The organism is Paraburkholderia jirisanensis (assembly GCF_054782355.1).
Genome location: NZ_BAAGSQ010000004.1, coordinates 64,395 through 85,596, shown reverse-complemented (window position 1 = coordinate 85,596; position 21,202 = coordinate 64,395). Strand labels below are relative to the sequence as shown.

Sequence of the window (21,202 nt, the reverse complement as noted above, 5' to 3'; positions counted from 1 at the left end):
TGGGGTAGGCCGCTCATTTACGTCGCCTCACTGCGGCCCGAGCCGACATCGATCGCGCCCACTTCGCCATTGCGCTCCAACGGCAGCCACAGCGTAAAACGGGTGCCATGCGCGTGCGCCACCCATGTCACCGTGCCGTCGATGGCGCGCGCACGGCGCTGCTGGTTGTGCAAGCCATGCCCTTTGCCTGCGCTCAACGCACGCTCGACATCGAAACCCTGGCCGTTGTCTTCGACGATCACCTGCACGCCGTCCGTATCGGCCGCGGTGCTGACCCGTATCTCGCTGGCACGGGTGTGAGCCAGAATATTGGCGATGCTCTCCTGGACGATGCGCAGGATGTGCAGCGCGCTCGACGGGTCCAGCCAGCTCAGCGTGGGCAGCTTTTGCACGTCCCAGCGCAACGCCGTGCCCGAGCCCTCCAGCCGCGGCTCCAGCCGGAAACGCAAGGTGGCCAGCAACAGCAGCAAGTCGGCCTCGACCGGTTCCATCGAATCGATCGTCAGTTTCAGATCGTCCAGGCAGCTCTTCAGGATGCCGGAAACCCTGGAGCCGCTGCTATCGCCGCGCTCGACCGAACGGATCGCGCTGATCAGCGATGAGCCCAGGCCATCGTGCATGTCCTGCATCAGGCGCCGGCGTTCGTCGCTGATGGTGCGGCGCCGCTCGGCCTCGCGCAGCAGCCGGTGGCTTTCCTCGAGCTCGGCTTCACGCTCCTGCAGCTGTTGCGCGAGACTGAGGTTGAGCTGTTCGACCTCGACAATCGCATTCACATAACGCCGATAGATCAGCAAGCCAAACATGCCGAACGTGACCGCATTCATGTATGCACCGAGAAACCAGCCCTGGCCGCTGACCACATTGTTGTACATCAGCCAGTCGGACACGCCCAGCAAGGTGCAGACGCCCACCCCCGCGGCGACCAGCCGCGCCTCCCACGAGTAGCGCCAGGCGGCCACGATGCCCACGCCGCCGACCACCGTCGCCATGACGATCCCGACGGCGTAAATCAGCGGCACGATTACCGGTGTATTCGGCAGCACCGGCAATACCGCTACGCCAGGCAGCGTCAATACCGTGATCGTCGCGGTCACGCCGACCACGGACCACGTCAGCCATCTGAGCGAGCGCCCGTGCATCTGGCACAGGAAGAAATGCACGACCACGATCAGCCAGAACAGGCCATTGATCGTCAGCCACGCAAACCAGTCGTTGCTGACCGGCAGGCTGACGTAGTAGTGCAGATGCGCGACAAACGAGGTGGCCGCGAGATTGAAGAACAGCAGATAGCCGGTCTCGTGCCGGCGCCGGAACCACACGAACAACGCGAACGTACCCACCAGCAAAAACGCGGTGCTCAGCGTCGCCGGCAATTCGCGCTGCAGCCAGCGGCGCATGTAATAGCGCGCCTGCAGTACGTCCGCGGTGCCTAGCCATAGCGACGTCAAGACTACGTCGGTCGCCGGCGTATGCTCGAGTCGAATCAGGATCTCGTGCAGCGGCGGCGCGCCGTCGCGGCGCTCCAGTTCGACCCACAGCGGCGTGAACAGGCTGTCCCACAGCGGCCCTTGCTGCTGCGCGCGATAGACCAGACGGCCGTCGGCGTAGATCGCGATCGTGCCGTCGGTCTTGATGCGGCTCGCGTACAGCATCAATGGCCCGGCATGGAGAGCCACCGGCAACTGCACCGGCACCCTGATCCACGTCACGCTGCCGATCGTGTTCACCGGCAAGTCTGCCGCATTCGCGCGCGCTTGCGCGGTCGGCAACAACGCATGCGGCAACGTGGTGGGCTGCCATGCCTGCGGCAGCGCGCGACTCTCTACGGTCGGCGCAGGCGCGCTCATGCCGGTGCTTTGCGTGACCTGCCACTGCGCGTGCACAAGATGCGCGCTCGCCGCGGACGGCTCTGAACCGTAACCGGACGTGTACCACATGCCCGCGCCGACCAGCAAGGCGACCGAAACAGCCAGCAACAAAGCTGCAAACCAGACGCGGCGATCTCTCACCTTCGCGTCCTCGCGCAGCCGGCCACGCCAACGCCCGACCGCCGATGCATAGCGGAAAGTGCGCTAGTCGCGCAGCAGCCCGAGTGTTCTCGCCTCATAAATCGCTTCCGCTTTCGATGTGACTTTCAGTTTGCTGTATATGCGCCGCACGAAGCTTCGTACCGTGAAGTGCGACAGATCCATCAGCTTGGCGATTTCCTGTGTCGTGAAGCCCTTGGTAATGAACTCCAGCACCTCGGTCTCGCGGGTCGACAGCGGCGACGGCGGCGACGGCGATGGAGGTGGCGCGGGCAGCGTGACGGCGCGCTGTGCGGGGCTGTGGCTGTCGCGCTGGAAGCGCGTCAGGATCTGCCGCGCGATGATCGGGCTGATCGGGCTGCCGCCGCTCGCAAGGCTGCGGATTTCATCGGCGATTCGCGCTGGAGAACTGTCCTTGAGCAGATAGCCGGCAGCCCCCGCCTCGATCGAGCGCATCACATGGGTTTCGTCGCCAAAGTTGGTGCTGACCATGATGCTGCAACTCGGCCAGCGCAGCGCGGCCGCGCTGATGATGTCGATGCCGGAGCCGTCCGGCAAGCCCAGGTCGACCAGCAGCACATCGGCGGGCTGGCGTTGCAGCAGCGCGAGGCCATCGGCCAGCGTGCCGGCGATACCCGTCAGCCGCATATCGGGCGCGGCCTCGATGATGCGGCGCAGGTCGTCGCAAAACGCGAGGTCGTCCTCGACGATCATCACATGGATGGCGGCTGGCTCGGAACCCGAACAATCGGAGCGATCGGTTTGCATGGTGGCGAATGGTAAAGGACGCAAAGCCGCCGCCCATGTAGCGCGTTTGTGCTACAGATTAACGCGCATTCCTCTGAATATACTCGTTTCAAATGACATTGAAACGGGGAATCCACCATGCCACGCATAAACCGCAAAGCCACGCTTTAAAACGGCACTACGCGTGCGCCTGACCAGCGCCTGACCCGACTTTAACCCGCGTTTAACCGTTCCCAGCCCGAAAGGAACGCGATTGCAGGCTGATCGCGCCACGTGGGTTTTGCATTCCCGTACACGCCTTTCTTTAATGAGGCGTGCGGGCCATCTCGTCTTGTCGTCGTCTTATTCAGGAGAAGTGTTATGAACGATCGCGCTCCCGCCGCGTCGCAAACCTCGCCGGGTCTCAACGTGCTGGACGGCATTCATGTGCTGGGTTGCGGACTCAGGCAACTCGACTGGACCCGGGCCGGGATCACCAGCAACCACGTGCTCGATGCCACCAGCAAGCCTCGCTCGATGAAGATCGACGCGACCGATTACGAAGTAGGCGAGAACGTCGAGTTCTCGAATGCGACCCAAACCTACACCCAGACCCATACTTTCCAGTCGAGCGCCGAATACCACGCGAAGAGCAGCCTGAAAGCCAATGCATCCGGCAGCTATGGCGCATTTTCGGCGGGTTTCGAGGGCACCTTCGATCAGAGCGTCGATATCCTCAATGAGAAATTCGCGGCGGTTTATAGCTACGCCGAGCAACTGTGGATGCTCGAAATCAAGAATGTGGAAAAGAACCTCTGCGAAGAATTCGTCGCAGATGTCAAGCGGCTGCCGGAATTGCAGGACGACTACGGCAATATCGGCGAGTTCGTCGACTTCTTCACCAAATACGGCGCCGACGTGGTCACGCGGGTTGCCATGGGCGGAAGTCTGACGTACTCGATCGTGGTCGAAAAAAATTCGACGCACACCACAACCGACCTGAGCGCCACGGTCAAGGCGTCGTACGGTACATTCGTCAGCGGCAGCGCGTCGACGTCGATTTCCGAGGAACAGAAGAAAGAAGCGCAAAAGCAGAACGTCACGATCAAAACCGCCGGCGGCAAGGCGTCGTTCAGTTTCAACCTGAGCCAGCCGCGCAACTGCAACGCGGAGTTCGAGCAGTGGCGCGCCAGCTTGCCGAAGGCACCGCGTGTCGTCGATATCGTGCTGAAGCCCATTTATGAATTCGTGCCCAGCGGCCTCGAAAAGCAAAAAGAGGCGTTGAAAAAAGCGCGCAAGTGGTATCAGCAATACGAAGTGACGATCGAAGCCGATTGGCAGACCTCGTACATCGCGTTGACGGACGGCGCGTCGCGCAAGGCAGCGGATCACGGGGCACAACTCCACGCTCACGGCAAACCCGCGCTGCATATTGTGATCGTCGCCAACGACCGGCATAAGCGCGTGGATACGTGGCTGCATGCGCCTGGCCGCAACGAAGGCGCGGACGCGTTTGCGGCCTTCTGGCGGCAGGCCACCCAGATGCTGGCCGATGCCAACGCGCAACAGGACGTGGTGCTGCTCGCCACCGAGCGCTGGCCGCGCGATGCGCGCTACTACCCGTCGCAAGCGATGTACGACCAGTTGTGCACGCACGGTGCAGACACGCTGACGCTCAAACGCTGGAAAAAGCTGGTGTCGCACATGCAGCCCTGCCGCATTGCGGGCCTCACCTACGTGCTGGCAGGCAAGCGACTGACGTCACAGCCTACCGATTTCGTGGTGGCCGGCTTCGGCACGCCGGACCAGGACAACATCTGTCCGAGCATCAGCGTGTCGGCGCGCTTCGTGGTGACCGAAAAGGAAACCCGCACGCTGGTTACCCGCTGGACCGAGGAAACCAACACCACACTGCACATCATCAAGAATAACGACGGTGCCGGGCTGGCGATTGCGTCGGACCGCAGCGACAAAACGCGGATCGAAATGGTCGATGCCAATCCGAAAAAGGATGGGGAGGAGGCCTACCTGGGACAGTTCTGGTATCTGTTGCCGTGGTCGACACCCTACGGCGAGATCAAGCATCCGCACATTCTCATCAATTTCGAAACGGGCGCCTGCCTGCAAGGCGATTACAGGAAGGGCGAATGCCGCCTGTTCGAGTTCGGCGACGAACCGCGCAAGCAGCAAGACGACGTGATCTGGGATGTGCGCGACAGCGTGCCGACCCATTTCCTTCTGGTCCATTATCACGGCGACAGCCTTAACCTGATCCAGTCGGACAAGTCGGCGTCGGTCGCGCGCTGGCGCGAAAACTACATGATCTGGTCGCTCAGGACATTCAGGAACTTTAACTGGTAAGCCGGGCCTGCGTCGGCAACACGAACGCCTGAACAGCGCGTCGTGGGCGCATTGGGGCGACCGGTCGAACGGTCCGCCCCATTTTCCTGTGCGGCCGTCGTTTGCAAACTGAACTTATGACAGGGAGGAGGTGCGTGCATCGATTAACCGGGCCAACTCTTCGACATTGACCGGCTTGGTCAGGTGATGATCGAATCCTGCTTCGGCGGAGCGGATGCGGTCCGACGGCAGTCCATAACCGGTGACCGCGATCAGCGTAACGTCGCGACCGTCAACCGACGCGCGCAGTTGCCGCGCGACCGCGTAACCGTCGACGTCGGGCAACCCGATATCGAGCAACACAATGCCCGGCCTGAAACGCTCGATCGCAGCGATGCCCGACATGCCGTCGGCACGTGTCTCGACCTCGTATCCCTTGATGGTGAGCAGCATTGCGAGCGCTTGCGCCGCATCGGTGTTGTCGTCGACGATCAGAATCCGCCCGGAAGGCGCCGCCGCCGGTGCCGTTGCATCGCTGCCGCTCCCGGCGACAGGCGGCGTATCGACCGGCAGATCGACGATGAACTCGCTGCCGCTGATGCCGTCGCTGATCGCCCTGACCGCGCCGCCATGCAACTCCACCAGGCGCTTGACCACCGACAGTCCCACACCCAGCCCATTGTTGCGCTGGCTACCCGACGCAGGCCCCTGGACGAACATGTCGAACAGGTTCCCGAGCATTGCGGGCGCGATACCGCGCCCATTGTCCTTGATGCTGAGCGACAGCCGATCCGCCACGACGGATGCGCCGATGTTGATCGAGCCACCCGGCGCCGTAAATTTCGCCGCGTTGATCACGATGTTTTCGATCACCTGCGACAGACGGGTCGGATCCGCGTACAGCAGGATCGGTTCGTCCGGCAGCGAGATGGACAGGCTGTGATGCCGTTCCTCGACGATCGGCTGACACACCTCGACGGCGCTATGAATGATCGTCTTCAGCGCGACCGTCTGGCGCTTCAGTTCGATACTGCCGCTCGCGATGCGCGTCATGTCGAGCATGTCGTTGACAAGGTGCATCATGGCCTGGCCCTGCCGTTCGATGACCCCGGCAGCCCAGGTCTTGCCCGCTTCCGCGGTGGCCTCCGAGGTGAGCAGCTCTGCCGCCGACACGAGCGCTGCGAGCGGATTGCGTAGCTCGTGGCCAAGCATCGCGAGAAACTCGTTTTTTCGCCGGTCGGCCAGCGCAAGCTGCTCGGCCCGTTCGCGAAGATAGACATTGCTCAGGCTGCGCTCGGTGAGGTCGCGCTCGGTCGACGTGACGCCCGTCAGGTTTCCCGCATCGTCGCGCAGCATCGACAGCGTGAGCCAGATATCGACCACGCGTCCATCTTTGGCGACGCGCTGCGTTTCGTACGAATGCAACGCTTCGTTGCGCAATGCCTGCTGGATGAAATCGAGGTGGTCCTGCCTGGCACCGGCCGGCAGCAGATCCGAGACCGACATCTGCAGCGCTTCCGCCTCGCTGTACCCATACATGCCGACCGCGGCCGCGTTCCACGCAAGGAAACGGCCGGTGCGGTCGAATACCGTGATCGCATCGTTCGAGTCCTGCACGATGGCAGCCAGACGCCGGGCACGCTCATCGGACCGTATCACGTGGGTGATGTCCGTCCAGGTGAGCACGGCGCCGGCCGGCGGCCTGCCGCGAACCACCGCGTAGGGCGACACGCGGCGCACATACCACTGCCCGGTAGCGGTTTCGATTTCTCGTTCCACGTGTTCGGCCACACCGGAAAGCACCTGTGACACGTCTGGCATCAGCACATCGCCCAGCGCGCCATTCAGCACGTCGGCAATGACACGCCCGGTATCGGTAGGGGCAAGGCCGAAGAGCCTGCCCGCGCCCGGTGTAAAGCGTTTGATGAGGGCCTGCTGGTCGAGCAGCAGCGTGGCGATCTCGGTGCTGGCGAGCAGGTTGGTCAGGTCTTCGGTCAGTGCTGCCATCTCGCCGACTTTCAGTTCGAGCTGCGAATTCAGCTGGTTCAGCTGTTCGTTGACCGCCTGCAGCTCTTCTTTCGACGATTCGAGTTCTTCGTTGGCCGAACGCAACTCCTCGTTCATCGACAGGATTTCTTCGTTCGACACCCGCAGGTCGCTGTTGCTTTCCTCCAGCTCCTCGATGGTGCTGCCGAGCGCCGCCTGGGTCGTGCGCAGTTCGCTCTCGAGATGCCAGAGGTCCGAGTCGACACCCGTGGGCGTGGGCGCGGCCGGACGATCGATCACCGGCACGCGGGCAAAGATCACTAGTAGTGCGCGGCCGGAATGCAGCGTGTCGAACGGCCGCGTCACGGTGATCTTGATGGCAGGCGCATCGCCGTTCGACACGATTTCGCTGACCGGCGACGCGGGGCCGTTCCCGGTGGCCCGGCGCAGCGCGATGCGCAGCTTCAGCCGCAGGCCTTCGCGCGCCATGTCGAGAATATTGCCGGACGGCTCACCCGCGGGTTGCCCCAGATATTCATCGACGGAACCGCTCATGTAGAACACCTGGTGCGCCGGACTGATCAGCACGGACGCCGCGTGATGCTCGGCCAGCAGCGTGGCATTCACCAGCTCGGCGTATCCCTTGTTGCGGGCGCCCGCGCGGCTGGCCGGCTGGAAATCGTCGCGGCGAATCGTGCGCGCCGAAAAGCGGTAGCCGGAGAAACCCGACGCGGCGACCGGGCTGCGCTGGTAGATGCGCCAGGCCTTGGATACCTCTTCGAACTGCACGGAATCGGGATCGGTGCTTTCCGAACGGCCAAGAAACAGATACCGCTTCGGATTCAGCGAAAAATGAAACAGCTCGAAGACGCGCTGCTGGGCTTCCGGTTCGAGGTAAATCAGCAGATTCCGGCAGCTGATGACGTCGACCCGCGAGAAGGGCGGGTCGGCAATCAGATTCTGCAGCGTGAAGAGAATCGTCTCGCGCAGATCCTGGCGGACCTGGTATCCGTCCTCGTGGACATGGAAGAAGCGCGCGAGGCGTTTCGTATCGAGCTGCAACGCCACGCCCGGCGCATAGATGCCGGCGCGGGCGCGCGTGAGCGCAGCGCGATTGACGTCGGACGCAAGGATCATGAACTTGCGCGACAGCTTGCGCTTTTCCAGTTCCTCGGTAAGCAGCATCGCCATCGAGTAGGCTTCCTCGCCGGTCGCGCAGCCCGGCACCCACACGCGCAACGGCTGGTCGCCTTCGGGTTCGGCAAGCAGACTGGCCAGCACGCGCTCCGCGAACACTTGCCAGGCTTGCGGGTCGCGGAAGAATTCCGTGACCCCGATCATCATGTCCAGACTGAGCGCTTCCGCTTCTTCGAGCGCGTTCTTCAGTATTTCGCAGTAGGCGTCGAGGCTGCTTACGCGGTGTACCGCCATGCGACGCGCGATACGACGCTCCAGCGTACCGCGCTTGTAGCCCCTGAACTCGGCGCCGGCCGCAGCAAGCGCTCTGAACACCGGCTCGAGATCGGCCGCATGCCCGTCGGCATCGGGCTCGGGCAACATCACCCGCTTTGTCCCATCGATGTAATCGATCAGCGCCGCCGGCATTTTCTCGACCGGCAGCACGTAGTCGACCAGGCCGGTCGCGATCGCATGCCTGGGCATCGTGCTGTGCTCAGCCGTCTCCGGGTCCTGAGCCATCACCATGCCACCCTCGGCCTTGATCGCACGCAGACCCGCGGAGCCATCCGCATTGGCGCCGGTGAGCACGATGCCGATTGCCCGTTCGTGCTGGTCGGCGGCCAGTGATGCAAACAGGCGGTCGATCGGCATCGGGATGTCGGGCCGACCGACCGCAGGCGCAAGTTTGAATACACCGTGCGCAACGGTCGCCGAGACATTGGGCGGAATCACATAGATGTTTCCGCCTGCGATCGGTGCGTTGTCGACGATGGCTGACACGGCGATGGATGTCGAGTTCGACAGCAGTTCGGCCAGGTGGCTTTCGGAATGCGGCGACAGGTGGACCACAACCACAAAAGCGGTGTCGGCCGGCACCTTCGACGCGGCGCCGAAAAAGCGGGTAAGCGCATGCAAGGCCCCGGCGGAAGCGCCGATTGCGACAATGCGCGCAGCGATCGGCTGCTGTCGCGCAAGAGGGGGACTGCGGGTGTCGTTCATTGTCGAGACCTGGGACGCGCGGTTTTCTTCAGTGTAGCGGTAAGCGAAACGACATCGGGAAGAACTGTGCTTGCGACACACATCGCGACACACGCCGACCAGCAAAGTCGTGCGACGCGCAAACCGGAACGATGATGAGAGGGCGCATTGAGTGCGTGGCGCCGTGTCGAGTCGACTCGCTTCTCAGGATGCGAGTCTAGCTTCATCGGCACCGGCAGGGCAATCTGCAAAGCGGTACGCGTCGAGAAAGGTAAGGCAACGTCCACTTGCGACCGGTCTGGTTTTACTGGCGCGAACTGTTTTCAGGAGATTGCGCGAAGCGGTGCACGACGCCGCGCCATGCGCCGATGTGCGCCAGCCTGCCGGCCGGAATGTTGTCGAGCGCGCTGATTCGCTGCACGAGATTGAAGCGCTGAAAGATCACCGCGAGCTGGCGGCGTGCGCGATGGCGCAGCGTTGCCACCGGAACCCCGGCGACTTCGATCCTCGGTGGTGGGCAGCAGCGGGCCGACGCCGAAGCGCAGCGTCTTGTGGGTTTGCGTATCAGCGAGCGGCGCGAGCGCCCACGATGACGCGAGGCCGGCCGCGCCGGCAATGAACATTCTGCGAGTTGTCATCGGAACCTCAGTAGCTGAGACTGGGGCAGGTGTCACCCATGAATTCGGCGCGCGTGGCGCCGCTCCCGATGGTCAGGAATGCTGCTTTCTCCGTTTCGCTTGCGAGGTCGGCATTGGCGAACATGAAAGCGACCGTCGCGCGGTCCGTGTCGTCCTTGGCTCGAGTCAGACCGACCACGAATTTTCCAGCACGATAGGCTCCTGCTCTTCACGCGGGTGGATTGACCGGGTGCTGGCGCCGCTCCACCACAGACGGCATCAGCATTTGATTTCGATGAAGAAGACTCCTCTCTGACCGGCTTTTAGCAGCGGCGCGCATCCTCGATGCCGCATTGTCAGGTCCCGGTAATCGTGAGGTTTTGCACGATCGAACGCCCGATTTCAGAAATACCTGGCGCGACACGCATGGCCGTGCGGTGCTTCAGTTGAGGTATGCGGGTGTGTCAGTGTCGGCGGCGGCGTCGGCTTGCTGTACCCGTGCTGCGATGCCGGGCGACGGCGCGCCGGTTTGCAGCAGCACAGTGCGGAAATGCTCGACCAGTGGCCGCAGATTGACCCGATGCCATACCGCCCACAGCGCGCTGCGAAAACTGAACCACGATAGTTCGCGCAGCACCACGCCGGCGGGCGCCTGATGGCGCAGGCTCTGCTGCACCATCGTCATGCCGAGCCCGGCGGCGACGAGACCCAGTGCGGTGAGCGGCTCGGTCGCCTCCATTGCGATGTCCGGCGTAAAGCCCGCCTTCGCGCAGGCCGCGATGAAATGATCGTGCCGCAGTGCGCTTTCCTTGTGCATCACGCCGATCCACTGTTGCGCGGCGAGGTCGGCGGGCGTGAAGTGGTCGGCTCTCGCCAGCGGATGTCCGTCCGGAATCGCCAGCAGCATCGGATCGTCGAGCACCTGGGCGGATTCGAGTTCGGGGTCGTCGGCGGCGGGCGGCTCGCTCACCAGTGCGAGGTCGAGGCTGCGCTGTCGCAAACCGGTGATCTGTTCGGCCGAATGGTAGCTGTATAGCGCGATATGCACGTCGGGCCGGCCCTCGCGCAGCGTGCGCAGCGCGGTCGGCAACACGCCGGAATGCATCGCGTTTTCCAGATAGCCGATGCACAGGCCGCCTTCGTCGCCGCGGCCGAGCCGGCGTGCCATCGATTCGAGACGGTTTGCGTGCGTCAGGAAGGCACGGGTTTCCTCGAGAAACGTACGGCCGTCGGTGGTCAGGCGAATACGCTGTTGCGAGCGCTCGAACAGCGTCAGACCGAGCTTCTCTTCGAGTTGCGCGATCTGCCGGCTCAGTGGCGACTGCGAGATATGCAGACGCTCGGCGGCACGGCCGACATGCTCGTCTTCAGCGACTGCGACGAAATAATGCAACTGGCGAATGTCAAGCACTTAAGACCTCCACGGACTCAGATGTTTCACATTATGTCTTGGACAGACTCAAGTTGCCAAACTAGACTCGTTTCCACTGACCCCCAACCTGTGGAGCACATCACATGAGCATCAAGGACAAATTGCCTGCCGGCACCCAGCTGGGTTTCGGCGCCGCGCCGCTGGGCAACATGTTCCGCGCGATCCCCGACGACGAAGCGCTGGCCACCGTCGATGCCGCGTGGCAGCAGGGCGTGCGTTATTTCGACACGGCGCCGTTTTACGGCGCCGGCCTGTCGGAAATCCGCCTGGGCGATGCGCTCGGCCGGCATCGACGCGACGAATACGTGTTGAGCACCAAGGTGGGCCGCGTGATTCTCGATGAAGTCGAAGACGTGAGCGCGCGCGACCTCGGCGAAAAGGGCGGTGTGTTCGCGTTTGGGCGCCCGAACCGGATCGTCAACGATTACTCGGCGGATGCCACGCTACGTTCGGTTGAAGACAGCCTGAAGCGTTTGAAGACCGACCATCTCGAGATCGTCTGGGTGCACGACGTCGCACAGGACTTCTATGGCGACGAATGGTTGTCGGTATTCGAGACAGCCCGCAAGGGCGCGTTTCGCGCGCTGACCCGCTTGCGCGACGAAGGCGTGATCAAGGCATGGGGCCTCGGCGTCAACCGCGTCGAGCCGTGCGAGCTGACGCTCGATCTCGCCGAGGTGCAGCCCGACGGCTTTTTGCTGGCCGGCCGCTACACGCTGCTCGACCACGAACGTGCGCTGCAGCGGCTGATGCCGGCCGCGGCGGCACGCAAGGTCGAGATCGTCGTAGGTGGGCCCTATAGCTCCGGCGTGCTGGCGGGCGGTGCGAACTTCGAATACCAGCAGGCATCGCCGGAGATCGTCGCGAAGGTCGAGCGCATCAAGGCGATTGCCGCGCGCTACGGCGTCAGTGTGAAGGCGGCGGCGTTGCAGTTCTCGCTGGCCAATCCGGCGGTCGCCGCCGTGATCCCGGGCGCGAGCCGGCCGGAGCGGATTGCCGAAGACCACGCCGCGGTCAAACAGATTATTCCGGCCGACTTCTGGCGCGAGATGCGCGCTGAAGGCCTGGTCTCGGCGCACGCGCCGCTGCCGATCGACAACCAGTAGGAGAGAGCATGGCTCAAGCATCTGCAAGTATCGACCTGCCGTATCCGGCTGACCAGGTATGGCAGCTGATCGGCGGATTCGGATCGCTGCCGGATTGGCTGCCTTACATCCCGAAGAGCGAGCTGAGCGAAGGCGGTCGGGTTCGTCATCTGGCGACGCCGGATGGCGACGAAATCGTCGAGCGGCTGATCGCGTTCGATCACGCGGCGCGCAGCTACAGCTACGCGATTCTCAAGGCGCCGTTTCCTGCGGTCGATTACGTGGCTACGCTGAAAGTGGTCGACCAGGGTGGCGGCCATTGCGAGGTCGAATGGTCGGGGATCTTCACGCCCAAAGGCGTGAGCGATAGCGAAGTTTCGCAGCTGTTCCATGGGATTTACGATGACGGTCTGAAGGCGCTCGCGCAACAGATGACGAAAGGGAAGTAGGCGATATGCGCCGCCGGCACCGATGCGATGGGCGTCGGTGCCGGTCGATACCGTGCGCCGTTGCACGTTCCGGTAGCCGACTTTATTGAGGGTTGCATACGAGCGCAGCCGATCCGCATAGTTTCCCCCGAATTCTTGACACCTCGCCGGTTTGCAACCAGAGTGACTCCGCTTCGAATCGAAATGCACGTGGCGTAACCAGCGCGCTTTAAGATGAAAAATCGATAACGCCAGGAGTCGCAATGAACTGGGTAGAATTTGTGGCGGGGAAAGCAGCTTTGAATATGGGAGACGAACTCCCTTTGCTGATGGCTAGCAGCGAAGGAATGGACAACGCCACGAGAGACGAGGTATCCGTTGATCGCGGGGCAGATGTCCCGATGAATGCCGCATTGCTACACCATGTCGGCCCTGGTGGAACCCGTGAGTTCGTGTGGGCAGGGGCGAATACCGTTTGCGTATTACGCAGTCGCGAAACAGGTGGACATCCTTTCCTCGTGCATGGCCGGCCAGTTTATTGCGCGGGAATGCTGGAATACGATTCGATTTTTTTTCATAGCGGGCATTACAAACCTCAAACCGAAAACGTACTTCAGTTCATGTGCAGGCTGGTTGAGCTGTGCTGCGAGCATCTCGGGGCATTGCAGCGTGACCCCGAGGTGGATCGACTGTGCAATATTCCGCTCCAGCTCTATTACGACAATCAGACGGTGGACACCTACAGCACCACCCTTGCAACGTTGATCAACAACGGCCGCATTTACGTCACCGCACCCGTGCGCGGCAAAATGACCATGGCGCCATCGCGCCCGCACCCTGCGATGCTGGCGTCGCGAGCCGCGCCGATCGCGGCGGCGTCTTCCTCCGCTCCGTTCAGGCACGCTACACAAAGCATTCTGGATACCGGCGTTACGCCGGCGATCCAGCATCGACGTACGCTCAAAAGGCCTGGACGACGTCCCGAGTGGCTAGACGATAACCAGATCAACGTGTGCGCTCGCTGCAATACCCGATTTACCCTGTTTACCCGGCGGCACCATTGCCGGGAGTGTGGAGACGTATTTTGCGCGGCCTGCAGCAGTCATACCCAGACCGTGGCGCTACCCGCGATTCGTCCTGGCAGCGCAGAGGAGACAGGCCCGTTACGCGTGTGTGACTGGTGCTATGGCGACCGCGCGGATCGCATATGAAATGGCCACCGTGTCCGATGGGACTCTGCGCACGCCGGGCGGCTGACGGATTGCGTCGATTGTTCCTGTCCCTGCCCAGTAAGCGAACGGAGCGGGCATCTCAACTTCATTGATGGCCGTTCGTCTCGTCAACGCTGAGATCGTCGGCGCGCCGCTGCGCCGGCTCTGAGCGAAGCGCTCGCGCGGCAATTGCCCGGTCGAGGCAGTCCAATGATATGGACGCTTTGTCCAGGCGCATTTGCCCGCCTAGGACACCATTCGCCATTAGCATGCCGTTTGGATCTCCCGTTTCCTCAACGCAAATGGAGAAGCAAATGGCGAATATGCTGCGCACGAAGATCACCCGCGTCCACACGATGAATATGCGTTGCGCAATGCGCGTCACGCCACGGGCAGCGGGGTCCTGGAAATGAAGGGCGACGCAGACGTCATCATCGTTGGGGGCGGGTCCGCAGGCGCGGTGCTCGCCAATCGCCTTAGCGCAGACACCAGGCGGCGCGTGCTGCTCCTCGAAGCCGGCAACGCCTACGCACCCAACCTCTATCCAGCCGTGCTGGCCGATGCCGATCGCGCCGGCGGCGATGCCGCGCACGACTGGGGCTACCAGGCCAGCACCGGCTTCGGCGCCCGTACCATTCCCGCGCTGCGCGCCCGTGTGCTGGGCGGCTGCTCAGCAGTCAACGCCGCGGTGGCGATCCGTTCGCGCGAAGCCGATTTCGCGAAATGGACGGCATCGGGCATCGAAGGGTGGTCGTTCAACGACGTATTACCGGCATTCAAGTCGATCGAGAATACCCCGGACGGTGACGATCACTACCGGGGTCGCAATGGTCCGCTGCCGATTCGCGGCCGCCGACACGACGAACTGACGCCGTCGCTGAATGCATTTGTCGATGCAGCGGTGAGCCAAGGGTTCAATCGCGTCAGCGATTTTAACGGGGCAAGCCAGCACGGCGTGGCGCCGTATCCATTGAACGTGATCTCAGGCCGCAGAATCAACACCGGTATTGCATTTCTGGACGACGGCGTACGCGCACGGCCGAATCTGACCATCGTTTCGAACGTCGAGGTCGACCGCGTGCTGTTCGACAATTCCCGCGCAGTCGGCGTGGTCGATGCCGACGGGAACGAATACCGGGCGGATCAGGTGATCCTGTCGGCTGGCGCATTCGGCAGTCCCGCGATCCTGATGCGTTCAGGCATCGGGCCGGCAGACCACCTGCGCGAGTTGCAGATCCCGCTGGTGTCCGGCTTGCCGGTCGGCGAGGGGCTGCAGGAGCATCCGTTCTACTACAACGTGTATGCGTTAAAGCCTGGCGCCAATAGCATGCACCCCGCTGCAGGCGCCATTCTGTGGGCTGCTTCGTCGCAGGCTGAGCCGGGCGATCTCGACCTGCATGTGTCCGCGACGCATCTGTTCGACGCCACTAAAACGCCGACTGGCGGCGCCATGGTGCTGGCCGTCGCGCTCACGCAACCCGAATCCACCGGCCAGCTTCGCCTCGCCAGCCGCGATCCGCGCGCGGCGCCGATTATCGATTACAACCTGCTCGCGACGGATCGCGATCTTGCACGGATGCTGGAGGGCATCGGCATCTCGCGACGCATCGGTGCGGATCCGGCTTTTGCCCGATGCGTGGAAACGGAGATGTTCCCCGGTTCGTCCGTCACCGGCGAGCACGCACTCAGGCAAGCGCTCGCCGAGCAGCTCGATGTGTATGCGCATCCGACTTCGACGGTGCGAATGGGGCCTCGCGGCAAAGGCGTCGTCGATTCGTCGGGGCGTGTGTACGGTGTCGACGGGCTGATGGTTGTGGATGCATCGATCATGCCGTTCGTACCGAGCGCGCCGCCCAACGTCACGACGATGATGCTGGCGGAGCATGTGTCGACGCGTGTATTCGGCGTAGCTTCCTGAACATGCGGTCTGGAGTCTGAGTCGGGCGCCAATCACGTGCCGCAGGAGGATCCGCACGATCACGCAAACTTGCCTGCAGGCGATTCGCGTCATACTCAAGGCTGAATCCCGGCAGTGACCACTGCACGCTGAACAGACTGGCGCCTCAAGTCTGACGCGCGGATCTCGCGATGTCTCCCGTACACAAGCTGACGTTCGAACATCTTCTGGTTTTTATCGCAGTGGTGGAGACCGGCTCGCTGACGCGAGCGGCTCAACGGCTCGACATGGGCAAGACGAAGGTCAGCAAGAACATTCAGCGGCTCGAGTTCGAACTGGGCGCCAGCCTGATAGTCAGGACCACGCGGCGCATCAGCCTGACGGAAGCGGGCACTTCTTTTTTCAACGCGTGCAGCGCGATCGTGACGCTGGCGGAAGAAGCCGTTTCCGTGGTCAGCCCTTCACCGGATGACCTGCGCGGCACGTTGAAAGTCGCTTCGTCGCTGGAGTACAGCGCGTTTGTGCTCGCTCCGGTGGTTGCACACATGCGCGAGGTTCATCCGGGATTGCGCATCAACATGGTGTCGGGCGACCGTCTGATCGATACGGTTGCGGAAGGGGTCGACGTCACGATCCGGCTCGGCAAGCTGGCCGACTCGAGACATCGTGCGGTACGTATCGGCGACTATTCGAAGTGGCTGGTTGCGAGCCCGGACTTCGTGGCGCACAACGCCGTGCCGGCGGATATCACGGACGCGGTGAATTTGCCGTTCGTCGGGCTTTCGGTGCTACCGCATCCGTCGCGCTGCAATCTGCGTCACGCCGTGCACGACCCGCTGCAACTCGACTTCGCAGCCAGCCTGGTGGCGGACACCGTCTATACATGCCGCGCGGCCGTTGCTCAGGGCGCGGGTATCGCGCTGTTGCCGGATTTCTCGGTGCAGGCGGATATAGAAGGGCGCCGGCTAGTGCGCCTCTATGCCGACTGGGCAACCGACACCATCCCGATTCACGCGTTGCTGGCACCTGGCAAACATACTTCGCCGAAAATTCGCGCGTTCGTCGATATGCTCAGAGCGCATGTCGGGAAAGCATGACGCAAGCGCGCGGGCGGCTGCAGGCCGTTGCCGTGTGGTGCCCGTGTAGTGCGCACGGCAACGGGCGCTGCTGGCGACTGGCCGGGCATCACTGCGGCAAATGACCGTTGCGCAGCAGGATGACGGTGGGTTTCGCCACGAACGGTTCGTGCCGCGCGCCCGGATGCAGGCGCAACCAGCTGCCGGCAGGATAGTGCTGGTCCGCGTCCCGAAGCTCGCCGCTCAATACGAAGATTTCTTCGCCTTTCGAATGGCCATGATCGACGGTATGCGCGCCGGGCTGCCACTCGACAAGGCTCACGCGATAACCGCTGTCCGAAAGAAGGGCCACGCGCATTTGCGGGTTGCGCCCGGTGTGCCACGACCGCTCGGACGCAGGCTGGAGCGTCGGCTCACACACCGCAACAGAGGCTTCGCGATGAACCAGCACACGTGCGCCATGTTGGCCTGCACGGATTGTGGCGTGGCCGCACTGGATCACGAAGTCGTCGGCATTCAGCGCAAGGCCGTCAATCTCAACGGCGCCGCGCAATACGTACACGTTGTAACGCATGCCCGTGTCGAGTGTGTAGCGCTGCGACGGCCCGAGGTCGACGATGCCGGCCCAGCGTGGTTCGGCCTCGTCGGTCAGATGGGTGACCGCGCATGCGTGACCGGGCGCCGCGTCGAGATCGATCTGTTTGTGTTCGAGCAGTTTGCCTTGCATGATTTTCTCCTGGTGTTTTGCCAATGTCCTGACGGCGATCAGGCCGCCACTTCCAGGCCGACCGGCGACCGCGTGAACGGGATGAAACCCGGCAGCGCCTCGACCCGGCGCAACCACCGGCTGACGTTCGAATAGCGGGAACGGTCGACGTTGCCCTCTGGCGCGCGGTCCACATAGCTATAAGCGGCGATGTCGGCGATCGTGACTGTCGAACCTGCCAGCCAGTCGGTTTGCGCCAGTTCGGCATCGAGTACCGCGAGAATGGCGTGCGAGCGTCCTGTCACTTCCTCCGCGTTACGCGCGGCGCCAAACAGTGTGATCAGACGGGCGGCCGCAAGACCGTAGGTGATTTCGCCGGAGGCGATCGATAACCAGCGCTGGACGCGGGCGGCCTCGGCTGGCGTGTCGGGAAGCCAGCCAGCCGGCGCATATTTCTTTGCCAGGTACACCAGGATCGCCGTCGAATCGGCCAGTACGACGTCGCCGTCCGCCAGCACGGGCACTTGTCCGAGCGGGTTCAGACGCAGATGCTCCGGCGACTTCTGTTCGCGAGTGGCGAGGTCGACTTCGACATGTTCGTACGGGATCGCGAGCAGCGACAGGAACAGGCGTACGCGGTGCGAATGTCCGGAAAGCTTGAAGCTGTAGAGTTTCATGTTCGTCCTTGGCAGGGGTTATACGGCGGCTAGATCGTTGCGTTGATTGTGCGCAACGAGGCCGCTCGCGATAAGCCCATGCCGAGGCGAATCAGAATCCGCGTTTCGCGGACAATGCGACTGTCATCAGCGCATGGCGCTGTCTCCAGCAATACCCCCGTCTATGCATTGAACAGTTCACTGCGCGCCGCGTCCATGATCATCGCGACCGCCGGATGACTGATGCGGCGCTCGATCGAGATCGCGAAGAATTCTTCGACGATGGTGCTGATCTGTCCGACCATCGTCAGCTTGTGTTCTGCCTGTAGCTGGCTTTCCAGCACGGTAGGCGCGAACAGCACGCCACGCCCTTCGCGACCGAACGCCATGGTCATCGCGCCATCGTCGAATTCGCCGATGATATGTGGCGCAATCGCATGCAAGGCCAGCCAGTGATCCAGCTTGCGACGCACAGCGGAGTCGGTACCGGGCAACAACACCGGCACCTGACCGAGCAGCTTCGGGAAGCTTTGTTTGTTGCGTTGCATCAGCGCAGGCGCGCCGAAACAGCCCAGCGACGAACGGCCGAGCCGGTGATTGAACGCCTTGATGTTCACGTCGGCAGGAATCGGAGCATCGGCAATGATCAGATCGAGCCGGTGCACCGCCAGTTGCGCGAGCAGCGCATGCAGCTTGCCTTCGTGACAGATCATCCGCAGCGATACCGAGGCGCCCAGCGCCGGCTCCAGCAGCCGGTAAGCAATCGCCTTCGGCACCGAATCCGCAATCCCGACGCGAAACCGCGTTTGCGCGCCGGATTCGCTCTCGCGGCGCACCGCACTTTCGAGCTCCGAGCCCAACGAGAATATTTCGTCTGCGTAGCCGAGCGTCAGGCGACCGACGTCGGTCAGTTCGAGCGTGCGCCCATTTTTTCTGAACAGCTTCTTGTCCAGCGCTTCTTCGAGCAGCTTGATCTGGCCGCTGAGCGTTTGCGGCGAGATGTGCAACTGCTCGCCGGCACGGGCGATGCCGCCTGCGTGCGCCGCCACCCAGAAGTAATGCAGATGCTTAAAGTTCACATGGCCTCCGTCGATCAATCGACGCTACGGTTTTTCCGAATGATTGACAACAAAAATACGAATTTTACATTTTGTCAGGTTCGGTTAGATTCAGACATCGCGCCCGGACGCCAGCGAGCGCTAACGACAGCTGAGAGGTGACATATGGCATCGGTAGGGCAATTCCTTCGTTCAAAACATTCGCAGACAGTGTGGTCTACCCAGGCATCCGCATCGGTTTACGACGCGATAGCGACCATGGCGCTCCGGCAGGTCGGCGCGCTGATCGTCGCGCACGAAGGGCGCCTGGCCGGCATCGTCACCGAACGCGACTACGCACGGAAAATCGTTTTGATGGACCGTTCATCGAGGAATACGCAGGTGCGCGAAATCATGTCGAGCACGGTGCGCTACGTCAGCCCGCAGCAGACAACCGACGAATGCATGGCGCTGATGACCGAGTACCGGATACGGTATCTGCCCGTGATCATGGCAGGCGAGGTGATCGGCATGGTGTCGATCGGCGACCTCGTGAAGAACCAGATTGCAGAGCAGGAGCACACGATCCAGCAGCTGGAACACTACATCCACGGCAACGGTTTTCAGCCTGGCCATAGCGAATTGCAAACGCGATCGGCGGCAAGTATGACCAGCCAATAATTTTGCTATCCGTATTGTCGTCACGTGGATTTTAGAAACGCGTGATGACGAAAGTACCCCGAATCAACAGAAGAGGTCTCTTATGTTCAAGCAATTCATCAATCACATCAGGCATGCAGCCGGTGCGATAACGCGCGGAACCGCGGCGCTCGGTCTGGCAGGTCTGCTCGCACTCGGCGCGGTGGCTTCGAACGACGCCGAAGCGAAGCGGGTGGGCGGCAGCCAAAGCATCGGGCGCCAGTCGCAAGCGGCGCCGCAGTCTGGTCAGACGCAACGAAGCCAGCAAGCCCAGCCTGCGCAGCAGACCGCGCAAACGCCTGCCGCAGCGGCCGGCAACCGCTGGATGGGACCGCTCGCCGGCATTGCCGCCGGCCTCGGCATCGCGGCGTTGCTGTCGTCGTTTGGCCTCGGCGAAGGGCTCGCGCAAATGCTGTCGAATGCGCTGCTGATCGGGCTGGTGATTTTTGGCGGCATGATGCTTTATCGCTTCATCGCCAGCCGGCGTCGCCCGGATCTCGCTTACGGGCAGGGCGCGGCAAGCCGCCAGCAAACGAACGGCTCGTTCCTGAACCGGATCGGGCAACAGCGTCAGGCAGCCGATTCGGGCGGTTGGGGGCGCCCGGCAATGGGGACGGCCGCAACTGCGGGTGCGGTGACGGCCACGGAGCTTTCGTCAAAGGCTGATCAGGCGGCCTTCCTGGTGTCGGCGAAAGACATGTTCATGCGTCTTCAGGGCGCGTGGGACCGGAACGAGCAGGGTGACATGTTCGAGTTGACGACGCCGGAAATGTTTATGCGGCTCAAGCAAGACCTCGAAGCGCGCGGCCGCGAGCGCAGCGTGACGGAAGTCACGCAGCTCGAGGCCGAGGTCCTGTCGACCGAAGGCAATGCGAACGAAACGCTGGTCAGCGTGCGCTTTCACGGTCAGATGCGGGAGGACGACAACCCGACCGCCGAGTCGTTCCAGGAGATCTGGAATATGGTTAAGGACGCACGCGGCGATCAGACGTGGCGACTGGCTGGGATCCAGCAAATCGACCGATAAAAGAACCGGCCAAACGACCGGCCAAAGGACCGACTAAAGGACCGACTAAAGGACCGACTAAAGGACCACTAGAGAAGAAGGGGGCACAACCGGCA

Annotated in this window: 17 protein-coding genes; 8 read left to right on the top strand and 9 right to left on the bottom strand. The window is 62.6% G+C overall.

The genetic code is table 11. The annotated features are described in order from the left end of the window. Positions 1-17: 17 nt before the first annotated feature. On the bottom strand, positions 18-2,009 hold the full coding sequence (locus tag ACYVNQ_RS02905) for a sensor histidine kinase (RefSeq protein WP_460900760.1): 1,992 nt from the start codon (positions 2,007-2,009) through the stop codon (positions 18-20). 63 nt (positions 2,010-2,072) lie between these two features. Continuing rightward, the gene (locus ACYVNQ_RS02900) at positions 2,073-2,795 is read right to left on the bottom strand and encodes a response regulator transcription factor (RefSeq protein WP_460900759.1); all 723 of its coding nucleotides are present in this window, start codon (positions 2,793-2,795) and stop codon (positions 2,073-2,075) included. Between the two features lie 339 nt (positions 2,796-3,134). Here ACYVNQ_RS02900 and ACYVNQ_RS02895 point away from each other — a divergent pair, with 339 nt between their 5' ends. Then, the gene (locus ACYVNQ_RS02895; RefSeq protein ID WP_460900758.1) at positions 3,135-5,114 is read left to right on the top strand and encodes an MAC/perforin domain-containing protein; all 1,980 of its coding nucleotides are present in this window, start codon (positions 3,135-3,137) and stop codon (positions 5,112-5,114) included. 114 nt (positions 5,115-5,228) lie between these two features. Here the strand turns inward: ACYVNQ_RS02895 and ACYVNQ_RS02890 are convergent, their stop codons facing one another. The 4 genes from ACYVNQ_RS02890 to ACYVNQ_RS02875 form a co-directional block, all read right to left on the bottom strand. Next, positions 5,229-9,257, bottom strand: a complete 4,029-nt coding sequence (locus tag ACYVNQ_RS02890) for a CheR family methyltransferase (RefSeq protein WP_460900757.1) — start codon at positions 9,255-9,257, stop codon at positions 5,229-5,231. Positions 9,258-9,540: 283 nt separating this feature from the next. Further along, complete coding sequence (locus tag ACYVNQ_RS02885) at positions 9,541-9,720, bottom strand: hypothetical protein (RefSeq protein ID WP_460900756.1); 180 nt, start codon at positions 9,718-9,720, stop codon at positions 9,541-9,543. Between the two features lie 161 nt (positions 9,721-9,881). Next, positions 9,882-10,052: a hypothetical protein gene (locus ACYVNQ_RS02880; RefSeq protein ID WP_460900754.1), complete on the bottom strand. Its 171-nt coding sequence runs from the start codon at positions 10,050-10,052 to the stop codon at positions 9,882-9,884. A 243-nt stretch (positions 10,053-10,295) separates the two neighbouring features. After that, entirely contained in the window at positions 10,296-11,264 is a 969-nt protein-coding gene (locus ACYVNQ_RS02875) for a LysR family transcriptional regulator (protein ID WP_460900752.1), read from the bottom strand. A gap of 104 nt (positions 11,265-11,368) precedes the next feature. Between ACYVNQ_RS02875 and ACYVNQ_RS02870 the strand changes: the two genes are divergently transcribed. The 5 genes from ACYVNQ_RS02870 (at position 11,369) to ACYVNQ_RS02850 (ending at position 17,003) form a co-directional block, all read left to right on the top strand. Further along, positions 11,369-12,391 carry an aldo/keto reductase gene (locus tag ACYVNQ_RS02870; protein WP_460900750.1) on the top strand — a complete coding sequence of 341 codons (1,023 nt, stop codon included), beginning with the start codon at positions 11,369-11,371 and terminating at the stop codon, positions 12,389-12,391. An 8-nt stretch (positions 12,392-12,399) separates the two neighbouring features. After that, on the top strand, positions 12,400-12,819 hold the full coding sequence (locus ACYVNQ_RS02865; protein ID WP_460900748.1) for an SRPBCC family protein: 420 nt from the start codon (positions 12,400-12,402) through the stop codon (positions 12,817-12,819). Between the two features lie 242 nt (positions 12,820-13,061). Further along, positions 13,062-14,009 (top strand): FYVE zinc finger domain-containing protein, encoded by a 948-nt coding sequence (locus ACYVNQ_RS02860; protein WP_460900746.1) that lies wholly within the window; start codon positions 13,062-13,064, stop codon positions 14,007-14,009. A 409-nt stretch (positions 14,010-14,418) separates the two neighbouring features. Continuing rightward, complete coding sequence (locus tag ACYVNQ_RS02855) at positions 14,419-15,927, top strand: GMC family oxidoreductase (RefSeq protein WP_460900744.1); 1,509 nt, start codon at positions 14,419-14,421, stop codon at positions 15,925-15,927. A 170-nt stretch (positions 15,928-16,097) separates the two neighbouring features. Beyond that, a complete protein-coding gene (locus ACYVNQ_RS02850; protein ID WP_460900742.1) occupies positions 16,098-17,003 on the top strand; it encodes a LysR family transcriptional regulator in 906 nt (301 codons plus the stop codon). A gap of 88 nt (positions 17,004-17,091) precedes the next feature. Here the strand turns inward: ACYVNQ_RS02850 and ACYVNQ_RS02845 are convergent, their stop codons facing one another. The 3 genes from ACYVNQ_RS02845 to nhaR form a co-directional block, all read right to left on the bottom strand. Beyond that, positions 17,092-17,709 (bottom strand): cupin domain-containing protein, encoded by a 618-nt coding sequence (locus tag ACYVNQ_RS02845; protein ID WP_460900740.1) that lies wholly within the window; start codon positions 17,707-17,709, stop codon positions 17,092-17,094. A 38-nt stretch (positions 17,710-17,747) separates the two neighbouring features. Then, on the bottom strand, positions 17,748-18,365 hold the full coding sequence (locus ACYVNQ_RS02840) for a glutathione S-transferase family protein (protein WP_460900738.1): 618 nt from the start codon (positions 18,363-18,365) through the stop codon (positions 17,748-17,750). Positions 18,366-18,526: 161 nt separating this feature from the next. Beyond that, on the bottom strand, positions 18,527-19,423 hold the full coding sequence (gene nhaR, locus ACYVNQ_RS02835) for a transcriptional activator NhaR (protein WP_460900736.1): 897 nt from the start codon (positions 19,421-19,423) through the stop codon (positions 18,527-18,529). Between the two features lie 144 nt (positions 19,424-19,567). Between nhaR and ACYVNQ_RS02830 the strand changes: the two genes are divergently transcribed. Together ACYVNQ_RS02830 and ACYVNQ_RS02825 are read left to right on the top strand one after the other, a co-directional pair. Next, a complete protein-coding gene (locus ACYVNQ_RS02830) occupies positions 19,568-20,062 on the top strand; it encodes a CBS domain-containing protein (RefSeq protein WP_460900734.1) in 495 nt (164 codons plus the stop codon). 82 nt (positions 20,063-20,144) lie between these two features. After that, positions 20,145-21,107, top strand: a complete 963-nt coding sequence (locus ACYVNQ_RS02825) for a Tim44 domain-containing protein (protein WP_460900732.1) — start codon at positions 20,145-20,147, stop codon at positions 21,105-21,107. Positions 21,108-21,202: the final 95 nt, after the last annotated feature.

What these genes read in the sequence shown, in the direction of transcription:
- ACYVNQ_RS02900 (WP_460900759.1), bottom strand. Translation starts at nt 2,795, where the DNA reads ATGCAAACCGATCGCTCCGATTGTTCGGGTTCCGAGCCAGCCGCCATC.
- ACYVNQ_RS02895 (WP_460900758.1), top strand. Translation starts at nt 3,135, where the DNA reads ATGAACGATCGCGCTCCCGCCGCGTCGCAAACCTCGCCGGGTCTCAAC.
- ACYVNQ_RS02890 (WP_460900757.1), bottom strand. Translation starts at nt 9,257, where the DNA reads ATGAACGACACCCGCAGTCCCCCTCTTGCGCGACAGCAGCCGATCGCT.
- ACYVNQ_RS02870 (WP_460900750.1), top strand. Translation starts at nt 11,369, where the DNA reads ATGAGCATCAAGGACAAATTGCCTGCCGGCACCCAGCTGGGTTTCGGC.
- ACYVNQ_RS02865 (WP_460900748.1), top strand. Translation starts at nt 12,400, where the DNA reads ATGGCTCAAGCATCTGCAAGTATCGACCTGCCGTATCCGGCTGACCAG.
- ACYVNQ_RS02860 (WP_460900746.1), top strand. Translation starts at nt 13,062, where the DNA reads ATGAACTGGGTAGAATTTGTGGCGGGGAAAGCAGCTTTGAATATGGGA.
- ACYVNQ_RS02855 (WP_460900744.1), top strand. Translation starts at nt 14,419, where the DNA reads ATGAAGGGCGACGCAGACGTCATCATCGTTGGGGGCGGGTCCGCAGGC.
- ACYVNQ_RS02850 (WP_460900742.1), top strand. Translation starts at nt 16,098, where the DNA reads ATGTCTCCCGTACACAAGCTGACGTTCGAACATCTTCTGGTTTTTATC.
- ACYVNQ_RS02845 (WP_460900740.1), bottom strand. Translation starts at nt 17,709, where the DNA reads ATGCAAGGCAAACTGCTCGAACACAAACAGATCGATCTCGACGCGGCG.
- ACYVNQ_RS02840 (WP_460900738.1), bottom strand. Translation starts at nt 18,365, where the DNA reads ATGAAACTCTACAGCTTCAAGCTTTCCGGACATTCGCACCGCGTACGC.
- ACYVNQ_RS02830 (WP_460900734.1), top strand. Translation starts at nt 19,568, where the DNA reads ATGGCATCGGTAGGGCAATTCCTTCGTTCAAAACATTCGCAGACAGTG.
- ACYVNQ_RS02825 (WP_460900732.1), top strand. Translation starts at nt 20,145, where the DNA reads ATGTTCAAGCAATTCATCAATCACATCAGGCATGCAGCCGGTGCGATA.